Raw genomic sequence first — 16,365 nt, forward strand, 5'->3', positions numbered from 1 at the left:
CCTTACTCTGGTGAAGATAATGGGACAGCCGCCACTTTGGGACCGCGATATTTGAAGAAGAAGGCCACACAGATTAGCGCCAAGCCGTTGATGGCAAAAACGAGCGGAATACCGATCCAGCCGCCCAAAAAGCCACCGATAATCGGACCGCTCATGGTTCCAAGCTGCGTAGCGGATTGATTTAAGCTAAACGCTCGGCCTCTAAAGCTGGAATCCGTAAATTTAACGATGAGCGCGTTTAACGCCGGATAGACGGCAGCAAAAAACAACCCATAGCTAAACCTCAGAATGCCAAAGGCCAGCAGGTGGTGAGTGCCCAACTGAAGAAGATTCCCTATTCCACCGCCAATTAGGCCGATGAATAATGTTTTGGAGTAGGTGATTTTCTGTCCGAGTTTCCCCCATCTCGGTGCTGCAATGACGGTTGCGATGCCCACCGCTGAGAAAATAATTCCTGAACTCAGCGAAGCTGAGCTTTGGCTGCCGCCCATTTGCAGCACATAGATGGTAAGGAGCGGCTCGACAATCATGACTGAAGTTGCTACCAACATGGTGACACCTAGAATCATCATGAAAGGGCGATTATGAGCAGCCGACTTCAAATCATCCATAACACCCGATCTCGTAGCCGAGCGGTTAAAGTTCGTTTCCTTAGCCCCAAACAGCCCGATAAAGGCTGCGACTAAGACGACACACCCCGAGACTAGGAATGATTCTCGGTTTCCCACCCAGTGGCTGACGAATCCGCCAACCAGCGGACCGATGACACTTCCGGCGGCTCCTGCCGTTGACATAACCCCCAGCGCATAACCCACTTCTTTTTCAGGCGTGTTCGTGGCTACTAAGGCAATGGAAGCAGGAACAAAACCGGCAAGCAACCCCTGAAGAATCCGAACGAAAAGAAATATGTAAGGATCATGGACGAAAAAGGTCGCAAAATAAAGAACACTTAGGCTGAAGCCTGAGCGAATCAGCATCGGTTTGCGGCCATACTTGTCCGCCAAAGAGCCCCAATAAGGTGCGATTAAAGCGCTAGCCAAAAAGGTGATGCCAAACGTAATACCTGACCATGCTTCCAGTCCTTTATCAATGCCGAGCTCCGTGTGCAGAAAGATAGGTAAGAAAGGAACCGAAATCGTATACGCCATTCCGCAGAAAAATACACCGATCCATAAAGTGATGAGATTACGTTTCCAGGAAAATTCCATGTATTTACCCCCTGATGCTTGATGACTGAACGACCAGATACAAAGTTCTCCCGACAACCGTGCTATGATATGTATATTTTATCATAGTGCTTGAAGATTAGAAATTACATCATGAGAATGCCCACGTTAGGAATAGAAAAAGAGGTTGGTTGCTTTGTACACGATAAAAGTACAAGCAACCAACCTCTTTTGGCCTACTCAATCTGGTTGATTCACAATTCTTTCTCCCACTAAACGGGAGGCTGGCAGCACGCCGGCCTTGGCAATGCCAATCATACTGTTGCTCTCGACCGTTATGATCAAAACCATCAAATAACACAATTTGTATAGGCATAATAAGTTTCCTCTATGATTTATTTAACTGTTACATTCGGAGCTTTGACGTACACATAACGAATCACAAGTTCCGCTAGAATGAAATTTAGCAGGATTGCTCCGTAAACACCAAACGTATAACTCGACACATACCTCAAACCAACTCCTTCATGGAGAATAAAACTAATAAGATGAATGAACAGATTTGTGAAGCAGAAAGCATAACTGCGAACCATCCACTTCCGATGTTTGCTGACTTGCTTGCGTTTAATTTGGATAATCGCTGTAATAGTCATGCGAGCCAGACGATACTCACCAGATTGAAAGCCATGCTATTGATTTTTCCGCCTGTTGAATACGGAGCCATGTAACCTGAGGTCAGCACAACGACAAAAACAAAAATAACGTATAGATAACCATTGACTCTATGAAATTTGCGAGCGTTGCGTAAGATCTTGCTTGAGAAATTAAGCGCGCCTGTCAGCATAGCCAAACATGCAGCACCTACATGAATATGCATCACGCTTAACCAAATTGGGAGATTCATAGGACGTTTGAGATTCATTTTATGAGTCAAAAAAGCCGTTGCTTGCGGATCAAAAAATAAATTAGTCAACAAAATGTATGCCATGTAAATAATTATTGCTGACAGGAGCAGCGGATACGCGTAGCTCTTAGTCGGTTTTGCCATTTTAGACATAGAAACCTCATCCTTTTCGTTAATATGTATGCTGATTAGATGTTTAGAGACCGAACCGTACGGTTTTTTTAAAATTATACAATGTTCTATGCTATGATTCACTAATAAAATGTTACAATATTACGAGAAAGTCATTGTCTCTGTGAAAGGATTTTGCGCATGCGTAAAGGTGAAAAAACAAGATTGCATATTATTATGAAATCCGCTGAACTATTCAACGAAAAGGGATACGCGGGTTCAACCATACAGGATATTATGACGGTAACCGGCCTAACCAAAGGCGGGATTTATCGCAGCTTCGCGAATAAAGATGAGATTGCGCTTGAAGCTTTCGCCTACGCTGGACAAGTGCTCTGGGAACATTTCGCTGAGGCGATTGAAGGTGCGTCTACAGCAACGGATAAAGTACTAGCGATGTGTGACGTGTACAGCGATACCGTGCATAATCCCCCTATTAAAGGTGGATGCCCTTTTCTCAATACAGCGGTAGAAAGCGATCATTCCTATCCCATTCTGCGAGATCGTGCGTTGGGCGCTTACGAGCAAATGTTGGCCTTCATCCAGGAGATTTTGCAAAAGGGAGCCGAAGACGGTGAATTCCGATCAGACATCGACACGGAATCCGTCGCTTCCTTCCTCTTCTCATCCATTGAAGGCGGCATCATGGCAAGCCGCTTGACTCGAGACAACAAGCATGTCGGCTACGCCAGGAAGAATATCGAACTGCTGCTGACTTCTTTTAAAAAGTAAGCTATATGCCATTATGAAAAAATAGCCGTCTCTCAAGGTCTATAACCTTTTGAGACGGCTATTTATTGTTTATATCTCATCAAAATCCGTATTGCTACCGACATCGGCGAAATCGAAATCTCCAGCCAGATCTCCCGACTGGTCCCCCTGTTCATCTTCGGCGATATTTTGCAAATCATAGGCATTAATCGTGATTATCGGGTAGGCATGATTCGCAGCAATCTGTGCAGCCTGCTGTTTCATAAACTTGGGTGACCCCTCCGTATCTTCATCATAAACAAGAATGATGCCGTCCGAATTACGGAGCAGAAACTTGTCTCGTTCCTTGAACTGCCAAGGTCCTTCATATTTGGTTTTTGTCACGCTGTTCACGTAATTCGCGCGTTCCATGACGCTATTATAGCTATTTTTCTTATCATCGCTCCATTTTTCTTCTTGCTCAAGAAAAGGGGTGACGACAGCTAATTTCAACTCTGGGTAGGCGCCTCCTCGAAGCTCAAGCACAGCCTCAGCCGCCCACAATTCAACTCCCCATTGTCCACTCACAACGACCCATTCTAAACCTTCATCCATAAGTGCGATGAGTCTCTTTTTGATCGCTTTTTTGATAATCGGAATGCCTGGGTGCTTTAATGAAAAGATGCCAAGTTCAGAAGCTTTATAACCCGTTATTAAGACTCGTTTCAAAAGAGGTACACCACCTTGTTGACTCTACCTATCAGGTTAGCATAGATAGGCCTCGATATAAAGGTAAGGCCATGAAGAGCGGATTTCTCGCTTGGCGTGAAGAGATCCGCAAATATGATTCATTGAGAATGAACGGGACGGAATAAGAAATCGAACCATCGCGCATTGTTAGACAAATACAGCAAAAAGAAGAGCCGCAGCTCTTCTTTTGCTATACTATTAAGTTTCTAAAGCCTCAACCAGCCAAGGGTAGGCCTGACTCCCATTCACTTCATGAACACCTTCAAAGAGATGAACCCCCAGCTTTTCACCAGCGCCCGCTTCAGCGTACGCCTGCCTCAAATACTGAATCGCCACTTCTACTGTTTCTATCGGAAAAATAGGATCCTGCTGCCCAGATTCAATGAACAGCGGACGAGGAGCAAGTAACCCGAGTAATTCGGGGAGCTCCGAATATTCCAAAACCCCAGGCAAATAATTATCAATGCAGTGGCGGATCTGCATAATGCTTCCTTTGAATGTATTCACAAAGGCGCAGAGGACAGTGGCTTTGATTCGTTCATCTATCGCCGCGGTATATGCGGCGATAAGTCCTCCTCCCGAGAAACCGAAGCATCCCACTCTTACAGGATCCACATCCTCGCGTGACAACACATAATCGAGCGCCCGCCTCGCCTCTTGCACACGCAATCCTGCCAGCGAGATTCCATATAAAAGCAGATGTGATGCAAGTGTCTGACAGGAAGAGTTTCCGACTTGCCCATCCTTCTGATCCGCAGCCAATCTCCGATCTCCAAATCCGACGATCTCAGGTACGACCACGATGAAGCCGCGTCTCACTAATTCCAAGGCATAATTGCCGTGCAGATCTGACTTACCTGTGTTTGCAGTTCCATCCGGATGGAGTCCAACAATCTGCCGACTACCGTAACCATGTCCGTGTAGAGCCAGCACAGCTGCTGTTCGTTCAGTCAACCCTTTAGGTAACAACACATAGGCCGGAACTCGAAATCCCCAGAGCGTACCGAATTCGATACGCTCTCGAAAATGATCTTCGAGCTCAGTGCGCTCTAGGAGAACAGGACGAAGCTCATCTCGTTCTTCCATACCTGCACTTAGAGATTTGATTAGGCCCTGCTTCAACCTAACCCTGGTATGTTCCGCATTCTCAGCCCGCTTTTGCAGTAGACGTTTATTCTCGTAGGAGTGATAGAGATTTTCCATGATTGAATCTGGATTCCACAAGTAATTCCCACCCCCGTCTACCCTTTTAAAAAGTAACCAATTTATCCACAGCAACCGGTTGCCCCGTACGCATGGAAATATTCCCGGCAATACCAGTCAAAATCGACATCGCCCCGTCAACATGTGAAGCAGCTCGCTCGAAGCGATCATCGGATGGCTTATCAAAAATATCTTTCAAGAGCACAGGATCACCGCCGCCATGGCCGCCGACACCTTCTTCAATTTCTACTTTATAAGGAGCCGCAAACATCGGAAATACCCTGATCGTCTTTTCCTTCAATGCACCTTCATCCTCTTTAAGACCACCGGAATTTACGTACGATTTCTCAACAACTTTCATTTCAATACGACCCTTGCTGCCATTGATTTGTACACTAAAGCCTTCCCAAGGCATATAAGCATTAAGCGAGTAGGTGAGAATGGCTTTGTTTTTATATCGAACCATAACGCCCATTGTATCTTCAATACTAATTCCATCGCCGAAAACACTCTGATCGCGTTGGTAGCCATCTTCGTGTTCCGCATCTAAATACAGACCCTTGAGGTTTTTATTTTTATCTAAATGAAGTGCAAAAGGATCACCCTTCGCGTTCTCATTCCCTGTCGCACGTTGATAGAAGTTGGTCACGCCGCGCTTCTCGGCATTTTCTCTGCCATAGAACATCAAGCCGCCCAGCGCAAATACTGTCTCCGGACGCGTCCCTAACCAGAAGTTCACGAGATCAAAATGATGCGTTGATTTGTGTACAAGCAAGCCTCCGCCATTACGTTTATCGCGATGCCATCTGCGGAAATAATCTGCCCCATGCTCGGTATTCAGCAGCCACTCGAAATGGACAGAATGAACATCACCTATCGTCCCATCCATGATTAACTCACGAATTTTCGTGTTATGCGGTGCATAACGGTAATTGAATGTCACACGAAGCTGCCGCCCAGTGCGTTTAATGGTATCGAGAATTTCTTGACATTTCTCTTCATCCACAGTCATTGGTTTCTCCGAAATGACGTCGCAGCCAAGCTCCATTGCTTTAATTATGTAAGTATGATGTGTACGATCAACAGAGGTGACAATGACATAATCGGGCTTTTCTCTACGAATCATTTCTTCGAACTGATCCGCTTTATAAGTGGGAACAGCGTTATATTCATATTTATTGACGAGTAAGCCATTCGTAAAATTCATTCTCGTTTGATTTATATCGCAAATCGCAATTAATTCTGACGTTTCTTGAAAATCCTTCACGATAGCGCCATAGAAAAATTCTGCTCTTCCTCCGGTACCGACTAGTGCATAACGCTTTTTCATAAAAGTGAACCCCTCTCGAGTATGGATATGTCTTCAAGTTCAAATTTCCTAATTCAAGAGTAATACAATATTTGTTGTGTTTCTAATCAAATCTTGCTTAATGACTTTTATTCCTTGCATATCTTGCTATATAATAGTCATAAAAGAGCGAACGATGAGGTGTCCACTTTTGGTACTCTACGAAATTGAAAGACTGCGCAGAGATCGCCCCTACTCTATGACAGTGAATCATTTTCATGATCACTATGAAATCTATTATTTACTCAGCGGGAAACGCTATTATTTTATACAGGACCGTTCCTATCTGATTCAAGAAGGCGACCTCGTCTTTATCGATAAAAATGAGCTTCACAAAACACGAAATGCGGATGTCCTTCATCACGAGCGGATTCTTCTTAGCTTTGATGATAGTTGGATACGTTCTATCGATGAGGATGCATCGACACATTTACTCGTTCCTTTTGGGCAGAAACAGCATATCTTTTCCCTAACAGGTGCGAATCGCACTTTTGTTGAGAACCTTCTATTCAGCTTATTGCGCGAACAGCAACAGACTTTAGGTGGCTGGCAGCTGAACAGCAAAGCCCTACTAACACAGCTACTCATCTTCTGCTCGCGTCTCACAGATAAGATAAGCTCCACTCAGGAACACCAGCAAGCACACAATCCCAAAATATTCGAGATTGTCGCTTATATTAACGAACAGTATAGAAACCGTTTGACGTTAGCTTCGATTTCCGAAAGCTTTTATATCAGTCCAAGCTACTTTTGCCGTTCTTTCAAAGAAACGACTGGCTTTTCGTTCATCGAATACTTGAACAACGTTCGCATCCGCGAGGCTCAGCGACTGCTGCGTGAAACGAAGTTGAAAGTCATCCACATCGCCGAGCAATCCGGCTTCGATAGTGTGGCTCATTTCGGCCGTGTGTTCAAACAAGTGACCAAACAGACGCCACTGGAATGCCGCAAATTGATGCGACATAGTATGTAATAAGTGCCGAGATACCTAAAAACCTTCGAGCAGGCAACAACCCGCACGAAGGTTTCTATTTTAAAAACCGAAATATTGCTTAGCATTATGATAGGAAATCCCTTGAACCAGCTGTTTCAGCAGCTGTTCGTCGTTCGGGAATTCTCCCGCTTCGACCCATTCGCCTAACATGTTACAGAGGATTCTGCGGAAGTAGTCATGTCTTGTATAGGACAAGAAGCTTCTGGAATCGGTCAACATCCCTACGAATCGGCCAAGCAGTCCAAAATTCGCTAGCGATTTCATCTGCGAAACCATACCATCTTTGGTATCGTTGAACCACCAAGCGGATCCTAATTGAATTTTGCCGGGAATACCATCGCCTTGGAAGCTGCCCATGAGGGAAGCGAGAATTTCATTGTCGCGTGCATTTAGGGAGTACAGAATCGTTCTAGGCAGCGAATCAGCAACAGCAAGTGAGGATAACAAACCTGTCAAGGCGCTTGCTACCGGGCTATCATTAACAGAGTCGAATCCGGTGTCCGGGCCCAGCTTCGCGAAAGCTCGTCCGTTATTGTTTCGGGAAGCATTAATATGGTACTGCATCGCCCAATCCAGCTTCTTATACACGCCTCCTAAGAATAGCAAGGTGTATGCTTTATATTTTTTCTCGTCTTCCAAACTAACCGCGCTGCCAGCCAAAGCCGTTTTGAAAATCTGATCCACTTCTTCTTTGGTTGCTGCCGCATACGGCACATAATCCAAGGCATGGTCAGACACCTTACAACCAACCGAATCAAAAAACTGTGCTCTGCTCTCTAATCCTGCCAGCAGGTCATCGTACGAGCTGATCGTGATGCCAGCGGATTGCTCCAATTGGCCGATCCATGGAAGGAAAGTGGCGCGATTGATTTCAAGCGCTTTGTCAGGACGATACGAAGGCAGGACTTGCGTATTAAAATCTTTGATCTCTTTAATTTTGATGTGATATTCCAGTGAATCGACCGGATCGTCCGTGGTGCAAATGACGGTTACTTTGGAATTCGTAATGAGATCTCTGGCGCGTGAACCGCCCTCTGCCAGCTTCGCATTCGCTTTTTCCCAGATGGCAGGCGCGTTCTGCTCGTTAATAATGTCATAAACACCAAAATAAGTTCGAAGCTCCATATGAGACCAATGGTACAGCGGGTTGCCAATAGCCATTGGAACTGTTCCAGCCCATGCCAAGAAACGATCGTAATCGCTAGCATCACCAGTGACTTTCGCTTCCTCCACACCGTTGGCACGCATCATTCTCCATTTATAATGGTCGCCGTACAGCCAAGCTTCCGTTATGTTATTGAATTGTTTATTTTCATAAATTTCCTTAGGACTTAGATGGCAGTGATAATCAATAATCGGCAGATCTTTGGCGAATTTGTGGAATAGATGAACCGCGGTATCGTTGGTAAGCATAAAATTCTCATCTAAAAAAGTTTTCATAAAACAAAATTCCACCCTTCTCAAGCTGAATGATCTGCCCTCTATTCTAGCGAAAGGTGATCCGAAAATCTTGTGATTTTTTGCTTTCATTTTGTAAAATATGCATATATTGACCTCATCTTTGGCATATCTCAGTCTCAAACAAACAAAAAGCCCCATACACCAACAATCACGTTGGAACGGAGCTTATCATTTATGGAACAGGCTGACCGACATTTGTTCCTGCTTGTATTTCCTCCGGCAGATTATCGGATGCACTCGGAACATGCCGCGGCTTATAGTTAATGACATCAGAGGAAGTAATGCTAACGTATACCCTGCCAGGTAAAGCCTGTGCCCTTATCAAGATAGGCTGATTATAGTTGTTCTTAAAGGTGAAGTCAGGACCTCCCCAATTCACAGTTGCATCCCTACCTGGCGGAACATAGGGGACAGATCTGCTATGCGAATATCTTTCTACGATTTTGAGACCCGCGCGATCCACAGCGTTATACAGCGTAGAAGAAATTTGGCAAATGCCTCCTCCAATCCCTTCAGAGAATTCTCCCCTTACAATAATCTTTGCCGGCATATACCCCTTTCCTCGTGTCCGAACACCAACAACATGGTTGAAAGAGAACGTTTCATTGGGTTGAACGACATAATTATTAATCGCTTGGGCTGCAAGCTTGATGTTCGTATAACGATATTTATTATTCGAATTAAAATAGGTTACATAATAACCAATAGGACGCACACGAATATTCGCTAGCAGCTCACTGTCTACTTTGGGATATACAGCTAACTGAGGCACTTCAAATTGCATCGGTCCCTCACGATAATAATGCTCATAAAATTGCTCAACAAAAGCTTGACGATTCAACCTCGAACCTGCAATCTCCTTCACAATTGTCCCCTCAGCATTAATGGTTGCATTGATCGGTTTACGATACATGTTCTTATCGAGTTCATTCGTAAGCTGATCTAATCGTCCATTATCAATAATCGGCATATCCAGAAGATTGACTGTGTACAATTCACGCTGCACATTCGCTATGCTATGACCCATATTGTCATTCGTTATTCGAAATGGGACTTCACTCTGCTGCGCAAGAAGTAACAAACCCATTATCCAACTATAACTCATGAACGCTATCACCCCCTCCTCTAGTGTAAACAATTGAAATGATTCCATACTATGTAAAATGGGACCAGCTAACATCCATGAATGTCAGACCGGTCCCATATGGCTAAATATTAGATTAGTGAGGATAAACCACTTGGAATTCTTCGCCGCAAGGCCCACCTTTAGGGTTAACCTCTAAATCAACGGTCTCTCCATTCTGCCGATACAAAGGGCGATAATGATCGCTAATATGGGTTGCCGATTGGTTCGCATAATGACAAATGAACGCTCGACGGAATCGGTCCTTCGTTTTATTTCGATAAGAACCGTGAATGAGATTCCCGTTAAAAAAGAGAACGTCGCCTCGCTGCATGATGACCGGCACGGCTTTTTCATCTTTCGGCGGCTTCACGTAATGAGTCGTAAATGATTCTTTGGCATCCGCGATATCCGGGCAAGCGATTTCTAATGCATTCGTTTTGGGCACAACGAGTAAGCCGCCATTCTCATCATCTGCAGCATCAATGGCCGTCCATGCCGCTATGCAATTACCAGGTTCTACCTGTAGATAGAAATTATCCTGATGAAGCGCTTGGCCGCGGGAGCCCGGCGGCTTGTAATAAAACATGCTTTGTGCGGCTAGCGCCTTTTCGTCATACAAATCTGCTAATACATCCATAACCGGCTTGTGCAGCATATATTTCTTTGCCGTCTCATTAAAGCGGTGCGGATGCATGACTCGCGGATATCTTTTTAACGGATCAGATCCATCCGCTTGTAAATCCGGTTCAAATAAGCCTGGTACCGTATGGTGGCTAATCTCCTCAAAGGTATCATCGATTTCGGCCAAATTTTGCTCTGAAAACAGTCCTTGTACGATTAAATAACCATCTGACTCGAATTGCTGTTTTTGTTCATTTGAAAGCTTAAGCATCGTCCGTGACATGTTGGTCCCCTCCATGAATAAGTTAGGTTTGTATTCGCTTATGACTTAATCATATCGAAAGCTCCGCAGACATTGAAGTAAGAATGATGCTAATTACTCATACAATCCTGCTATTTCCTGATATACTTGTAGTAAATTGCTGCAGAAGATGAAAGGAACCACAGGACCATGATATTCGACGATTTTACCTTTTTAGCCGGACATTTTATCGAGCAAGATACGTATGTAACGAAGCGGCCGCAGGGACGAAACGATTGGCTCCTTACTTTCACACTTGAAGGTGAAGGCTTCTTTAACAACTCAGGCAATGAGCGAAGCTGCAAGCCTGGTGATCTCACTCTGCTGAAGCCAGGAACACCGCAGCACTACGGTACGAAAAAAGACCATACCTGGGAGTTTGTCTGGGTACATTTCCCTTCGCTTTTCACAGAAACTAATTTATTGCCGGATACAGAGCAGCTCATCCTTACCATCGAAAGTGAGTCGATTCGCAAGCGCATCTATCAAGCTTTCATTCGCATCATGGAGGATTCCCGTGAACGCGGTGAATATTGGTTCGAACTGTGCAGCAGCTCTTTGCGGGAAATCCTCCTTATCATGGCTCAGAAAACAAACAAAAAAGTCGATGCGCGAATTGAGGAGGTTCTCCACCTGCTGTCCCAACAGATGCGTCAACCTATTCGGATCGAAGATCTGGCTCAGACCGTCGGGCTCTCCCCCTCGAGATTGTCCCATCTTTTCAAAACCAGCACAGGGTATTCCATTATCGATACGCTCAATCGGATGCGGATACAACAAGCCGTACTAATGCTAGAACATACCGGGCGGAGCGCTTCGGAGGTTTGTTATGATGTGGGCTTTCAAAACTATAATCACTTCACGAATCAGTTCCGCAAATGGTATGGCATGAACCCAAGTACATTCATGAAAGAACGACGGTAAAATTTATTTGACAGTTGACACTTTGCAGGATAAACTGCAAGCAAGATTAGAAAAAAGGGAGGATTCCTATGTCTTTTGAAAGTAATCTTGATAAATATGCGGAGCTAACCGTCCGCGTAGCTCTGAATATTCAATCCGGCCAAACGCTTTGGATTAATGCCCCCATTCATCATCCCGAATTCGTTCGACTCATTGTCCGTAAAGCTTATCAAGCTGGAGCCAAACACGTACATATTGAATGGCAGGATGAAATCTGCACACAAATCAAATATACCTATGCACCTGATGAAGCGTTCCATGAATATCCTTCATGGAGAGCGCAAGCGCTGGATGAGTTAGCCGATAATAACGGAGCCTATTTATGGATCGATGCCGATAATCCTGAATTGCTGAAGGATATCGACCCAGGTCGCATTTCTGCGAATTCCAAAGCCGCAGGCGCGAAATTAGTTAAATGGAGAGAAAGCATGTCCTCCTATCATATGACATGGTCGATCATCGCCGCGCCTTCTTCTGCTTGGGCGAAGAAAGTGTTTCCTCATTTGGAAGAGGAAGCAGCGATCAGCGCGCTATGGGATGCCATTTTCCAAGCCACACGCGTAGATCAAGAAAATCCAATCCAGACTTGGATCAATCACAACGCGACGCTTCGGAGCAAAAGAGAGCAGCTGAACGAGAAGCAATTTCGTAAGATCCATTACCGTGCCCCAGGCACAGAACTAACCGTCGAGCTGCCAGCTAAGCATATATGGCGAGGCGGTTCCGCCACCAATGGGACAGGAGGCTTCGATTTCAATCCGAATATCCCAACGGAGGAAGTCTTTATTTCTCCTCATCGAATGGGTACTCAGGGTACAGTGCGCAGCACGAAACCATTAAGCTATCAAGGTAATTTGATCAACAATTTCACGATCACCTTCGATAACGGACGTGTTGTTGACTACAAGGCTGAACAAGGATTCGAGTCGCTTCAAGCGATGATTGAAATGGATGATGGAGCACAATATCTGGGTGAAATCGCACTCGTGCCGCATGTATCGCCAATTTCGAACTCCAACTTGATCTTCTTTAATACACTGTATGATGAGAACGCCTCTAATCATTTGGCCCTTGGCAGAGCCTTTCCTACATGCATCGAAGGCGGTACTTCGATGTCCAAGGAAGAGCAAGAGAAAGCTGGCCTTAATAACAGTCTGATTCACGTTGACTTTATGATCGGCTCTGCCGAGATGGATATTGATGGCGAACACGCAGACGGCACGATTGAACCCATTTTCCGTAAGGGGAATTGGGCATTCTAGAAATTAAAAAAGGGTAGTACCGAGAGTCATGATAACCATGTCTCTCGGTGCTACCCTTTTTTCAGTTACTCTATAAGCAAGCGGAAATTGTTGTCCCCAATCAAAATGGATTCCATTTTTTCTTCCTTAGCATACTTTACACTGGAAAGCAGTACATTCTCTTGCAGAACATGATCAAAACGCTCCAACGCTTCTTTTAACGTCGAATTGACATCGAGAACAAGATCAACTCGTTTATCAATAGGCAGCTCAAGCTTTTTACGATAATCCTGAACGGCACGTATGATTTCCCGTACAAGACCTTCTTGCTCCAATTCTTCCGTTATTAATGTGTTTAAGGCTACCGTGATCTGGTTATTGGAAGCTGAAGCAAATCCTTCTTTGGCTTGTTTTTCCACAAGCATCTCATCAAGTAGGATATGGAATTCCTCTCCATCGATTGTTACTTCAAGAAAACCGTTATCGACCGCTTGTTTGGTTTCTGAAGTAGACAATTGCTTCAAGTGGTTTTGCAGAGGGCTAACGAATTTGCCATACTTTTTCCCAGCCACCTTAAGATTCAGCTTCAAGTTGAAGTCAACAAAGCCGCTATCACTTTGTTCTACTCGGATTCCTTTAATGTTTATTTCATCTTTAATGATTTCCTCAAAACGACTTAGATCGAAATGGTTATCGAGCGAAACGATCAACTCGGAGAGAGGCTGGCGCGTCTTGATACCTGTATCATTCCGAATAGTTCGAGCCAACTCAACAATCTGCCTTGCGGTTTCCATGTCATTCTCAAGCGTTATGTCGATGGCTGAATGGATCACGCTTGGATAATCAGCCAGATGAACGCTGCCTTCTCCTCCGAGGTTACCGTAAATGTCCTCGGCAATGAGCGGCGCATATGGTGCTATCATCCGCGAGAGCGTCAGCAGCACTTCACGCAGTGTTTGATACGCTGACACTTTATCAACGGTCATTTCACTTCCCCAGAAACGATCGCGAGAGCGACGGATGTACCAATTGCTCAGCTCGTCGACAAACATCTCGATTTGCTTCGCGGGGTTTAGGAAGTCGTTAATTTCCAAGCCCTTACATACATTTTGCAATGTGCTGTTCAGTCTTGAAAGTATCCAGCGATCCAATTCGTTCGTGTGCTTTTGAGCCGGATGGTCTTCGTGCTTATATTGGTCAATCGTTGCATATAACGCATAAAAAGCATGTGTGTTATTGATCGTATCGACCAATTTGGATTTCGCTTCGGCAACAATTTGCTTAGAGAACCGTTTGCTGTTCCAAGGTGCGCTGTCTGACAGCAGGGCCCATCGAAACGCATCCGTTCCAAATTCATCTATGATTTCCCATGGATCGATGCCGTTACCTTTGCTTTTCGACATTTTCTGTCCGTTCTCGTCCAATACATGCCCGGTAGAAAGAACGGCCTTGTAAGGTGATTTGCCATTATACAACGTTGAAACAGCAAGCAAACTGAAGAACCAGCCCCTTGTTTGGTCAATCCCTTCGCAGATCATATCCGCTGGGTACTGCTCATTAAACAACGTCTCGTCTCCGAATGGATGATGATACTGTGCAAAAGGCATAGAACCGCTATCGAACCAAACGTCGATCACCTCAGGGGTTCTATCCATGGTGCCTCCACAAGTGCAGCGCAGTTTCACCTCATCGATGTAGGGCTTATGCAGCTCCAGGCTTTCGTCAATTGGCTCTACTGATTTCTCCCGCAAATCTTTGTGACTTCCCGGCGCATATTCCGCTCCGCAATCCCCACATAGCCAAACATTAAGCGGGGTACCCCAATAACGATTACGGCTGATGTTCCAATCGACAAGCTCTTCAAGGAACTTGCCGAAGCGCCCTTCGCGGATGTGGGAAGGATACCAGTCGATCTTACTGTTGTTTTCGATCAATTGCTCTTTAATTGCGGTCGTTTTGATAAACCAGCTCTCCATCGCATAATAGAGCAGCGGGGATTTACAGCGCCAGCAGAAAGGGTAACTATGCTCATAGCGCTCTTTGGAAAATAGCAGGCTGCGTTCAGACAAGTTTTTCACGATATCGACGTCGCAATCTTTGACGAAGCGTCCGGCGAAGTCAGTGATCTGTTCATTGTAACGACCTGCCAAGTTCACTACATTCACAAAATCTAGCTCGTGTCGACGGGCTGTTCGGTAATCATCTTCACCATGCGCCGGAGCAATATGGACAATACCCGTACCACTCGTATCCATGACATAGTCAGCATCTACGACGATATGTCCTTTGATTGGGCTAATATAGCCGAAAGGCGGCTCGTAGGCGGTGCCGACGAATTCCAAGCCTTTATGCACAGATAAGATTTCGTAGTCTTCTTTGAATAATTTTTCCACAAGATTTTTTGCGACAATGTACACTTCGCTATTTTGTTTCACTTTGACATAATCCATGTCTTTATTTACGGCCAACGCTATGTTCGCAGGCAGTGTCCACGGGGTCGTCGTCCAAGCCAGAAAGATTTCCGGTCCGTTTTTACTCCTGAATTTCACAGTGGCGCTTAAATCTTTGACATCTTCATAGCCTTGTGCCACTTCGTGAGAACTGAGCGTTGTTTGGCAGTCCGGACAATAAGGGCTCACACGGTGCCCCTTGTATAACAGTCCTTTGTTATGGATTTCGGATAAAATATGCCAAACGCTCTCGATATAGCCGTTATCTAACGTAACATAGGGGTTATCCATATCCGTCCAGTATGCGATTGCTTCGGTTAGTTCACGCCACTGCTTTTCATATTCAAATACGCTGCTTTTGCATTTCTCTACAAATTCGGCTACTCCGTATTTTTCAATCTCTTGTTTCCCCGAGATACCAAGCTGCTTCTGAACACCAAGCTCGACGGGCAAGCCATGCGTGTCCCAACCCGCTTTGCGGATGACTTGGTACCCTGACATAGTTTTATATCGGCAGATGAAATCTTTCACAACACGACCAAGCACGTGTCCGATATGGGGTGATCCGTTTGCCGTCGGCGGACCTTCGTAAAAGACGAAATTCGCTTTACCTTTGCGGTTTTCGATCGACTTGCGGAACGTACCATTCAATCTCCATTGCTCTAAAACGCGCAGTTCGCGGGTTCTCGCTTTTTCTTTCACATCAATTTTTCTCATGTCTAACACACTCCTCTATTAAAATAATGGGGGCAAATCCGGAAACGTTGTTATGAGAAAACAAAAAAATCCCGTCCCGCAAGGGACGAGATTACATCTCGCGATACCACCCTAGTTCCGTAATGTTCATAAAAGTTATGATCATTATGGCTCCTCGTTCTACGTACGATCATACGCGGCCCTTGTAACGGCGGGATCCCGGGTCAGCTTACTAGAATACCTTCAGCTTTCCTTCTCAGAGTGGATCTTCTGCTAAGTC

12 protein-coding genes, 1 pseudogene and 1 other annotated feature (1 of these 14 only partly in view) are annotated in these 16,365 nt (G+C 45.1%); of the genes and pseudogenes, 4 read left to right on the top strand and 9 right to left on the bottom strand.

The features are described from left to right. Nucleotides 1-2: 2 nt before the first annotated feature. On the bottom strand, nucleotides 3-1,208 hold the full coding sequence (locus tag AC58U0_RS08620; protein WP_497378582.1) for an MFS transporter: 1,206 nt from the start codon (nucleotides 1,206-1,208) through the stop codon (nucleotides 3-5). Nucleotides 1,209-1,561: 353 nt separating this feature from the next. Continuing rightward, nucleotides 1,562-2,223, bottom strand: a pseudogene (locus AC58U0_RS08625) (DUF2306 domain-containing protein). Between the two features lie 159 nt (nucleotides 2,224-2,382). On the opposite strand from AC58U0_RS08625, the gene AC58U0_RS08630 reads away from it, so the two are divergent. Further along, nucleotides 2,383-2,973, top strand: a complete 591-nt coding sequence (locus AC58U0_RS08630; protein WP_497378583.1) for a TetR/AcrR family transcriptional regulator — start codon at nucleotides 2,383-2,385, stop codon at nucleotides 2,971-2,973. Between the two features lie 69 nt (nucleotides 2,974-3,042). On the opposite strand, the gene AC58U0_RS08635 is transcribed toward AC58U0_RS08630, so the two are convergent. The 3 genes from AC58U0_RS08635 to AC58U0_RS08645 form a co-directional block, all read right to left on the bottom strand. After that, on the bottom strand, nucleotides 3,043-3,660 hold the full coding sequence (locus AC58U0_RS08635) for an SLOG family protein (RefSeq protein ID WP_497378585.1): 618 nt from the start codon (nucleotides 3,658-3,660) through the stop codon (nucleotides 3,043-3,045). Between the two features lie 219 nt (nucleotides 3,661-3,879). Next, entirely contained in the window at nucleotides 3,880-4,905 is a 1,026-nt protein-coding gene (locus AC58U0_RS08640; RefSeq protein WP_497378586.1) for a dienelactone hydrolase family protein, read from the bottom strand. A gap of 25 nt (nucleotides 4,906-4,930) precedes the next feature. Further along, nucleotides 4,931-6,214: a Gfo/Idh/MocA family protein gene (locus AC58U0_RS08645; RefSeq protein ID WP_497378587.1), complete on the bottom strand. Its 1,284-nt coding sequence runs from the start codon at nucleotides 6,212-6,214 to the stop codon at nucleotides 4,931-4,933. Nucleotides 6,215-6,383: 169 nt separating this feature from the next. On the opposite strand from AC58U0_RS08645, the gene AC58U0_RS08650 reads away from it, so the two are divergent. Continuing rightward, the gene (locus AC58U0_RS08650; protein ID WP_497378588.1) at nucleotides 6,384-7,205 is read left to right on the top strand and encodes a helix-turn-helix transcriptional regulator; all 822 of its coding nucleotides are present in this window, start codon (nucleotides 6,384-6,386) and stop codon (nucleotides 7,203-7,205) included. A 60-nt stretch (nucleotides 7,206-7,265) separates the two neighbouring features. On the opposite strand, the gene uxaC is transcribed toward AC58U0_RS08650, so the two are convergent. From uxaC to AC58U0_RS08665, 3 genes are all read right to left on the bottom strand, one after another. Beyond that, the gene (gene uxaC / locus AC58U0_RS08655) at nucleotides 7,266-8,666 is read right to left on the bottom strand and encodes a glucuronate isomerase (RefSeq protein WP_497378589.1); all 1,401 of its coding nucleotides are present in this window, start codon (nucleotides 8,664-8,666) and stop codon (nucleotides 7,266-7,268) included. Nucleotides 8,667-8,859: 193 nt separating this feature from the next. Then, nucleotides 8,860-9,792 carry a VanW family protein gene (locus tag AC58U0_RS08660; protein WP_497378590.1) on the bottom strand — a complete coding sequence of 311 codons (933 nt, stop codon included), beginning with the start codon at nucleotides 9,790-9,792 and terminating at the stop codon, nucleotides 8,860-8,862. Nucleotides 9,793-9,907: 115 nt separating this feature from the next. After that, on the bottom strand, nucleotides 9,908-10,717 hold the full coding sequence (locus AC58U0_RS08665; RefSeq protein WP_497378591.1) for a phytanoyl-CoA dioxygenase family protein: 810 nt from the start codon (nucleotides 10,715-10,717) through the stop codon (nucleotides 9,908-9,910). A 168-nt stretch (nucleotides 10,718-10,885) separates the two neighbouring features. Here AC58U0_RS08665 and AC58U0_RS08670 point away from each other — a divergent pair, with 168 nt between their 5' ends. Next, a complete protein-coding gene (locus AC58U0_RS08670; RefSeq protein WP_497378592.1) occupies nucleotides 10,886-11,659 on the top strand; it encodes a helix-turn-helix domain-containing protein in 774 nt (257 codons plus the stop codon). Between the two features lie 68 nt (nucleotides 11,660-11,727). After that, nucleotides 11,728-12,960 (top strand): aminopeptidase, encoded by a 1,233-nt coding sequence (locus tag AC58U0_RS08675; protein WP_497378593.1) that lies wholly within the window; start codon nucleotides 11,728-11,730, stop codon nucleotides 12,958-12,960. A gap of 65 nt (nucleotides 12,961-13,025) precedes the next feature. On the opposite strand, the gene ileS is transcribed toward AC58U0_RS08675, so the two are convergent. Next, on the bottom strand, nucleotides 13,026-16,106 hold the full coding sequence (gene ileS, locus AC58U0_RS08680; RefSeq protein ID WP_497378594.1) for an isoleucine--tRNA ligase: 3,081 nt from the start codon (nucleotides 16,104-16,106) through the stop codon (nucleotides 13,026-13,028). 78 nt (nucleotides 16,107-16,184) lie between these two features. Next, nucleotides 16,185-16,365: a binding site (T-box leader), on the bottom strand (it continues 80 nt past the right edge of the window).

The sequence above is a fragment of the Paenibacillus sp. J31P190 genome, from assembly GCF_059692075.1.

What these genes read in the sequence shown, in the direction of transcription:
- AC58U0_RS08620 (WP_497378582.1), bottom strand. Translation starts at nt 1,208, where the DNA reads ATGGAATTTTCCTGGAAACGTAATCTCATCACTTTATGGATCGGTGTA.
- AC58U0_RS08630 (WP_497378583.1), top strand. Translation starts at nt 2,383, where the DNA reads ATGCGTAAAGGTGAAAAAACAAGATTGCATATTATTATGAAATCCGCT.
- AC58U0_RS08645 (WP_497378587.1), bottom strand. Translation starts at nt 6,214, where the DNA reads ATGAAAAAGCGTTATGCACTAGTCGGTACCGGAGGAAGAGCAGAATTT.
- uxaC (WP_497378589.1), bottom strand. Translation starts at nt 8,666, where the DNA reads ATGAAAACTTTTTTAGATGAGAATTTTATGCTTACCAACGATACCGCG.
- AC58U0_RS08660 (WP_497378590.1), bottom strand. Translation starts at nt 9,792, where the DNA reads ATGAGTTATAGTTGGATAATGGGTTTGTTACTTCTTGCGCAGCAGAGT.
- AC58U0_RS08665 (WP_497378591.1), bottom strand. Translation starts at nt 10,717, where the DNA reads ATGTCACGGACGATGCTTAAGCTTTCAAATGAACAAAAACAGCAATTC.
- AC58U0_RS08670 (WP_497378592.1), top strand. Translation starts at nt 10,886, where the DNA reads ATGATATTCGACGATTTTACCTTTTTAGCCGGACATTTTATCGAGCAA.
- AC58U0_RS08675 (WP_497378593.1), top strand. Translation starts at nt 11,728, where the DNA reads ATGTCTTTTGAAAGTAATCTTGATAAATATGCGGAGCTAACCGTCCGC.
- ileS (WP_497378594.1), bottom strand. Translation starts at nt 16,106, where the DNA reads ATGAGAAAAATTGATGTGAAAGAAAAAGCGAGAACCCGCGAACTGCGC.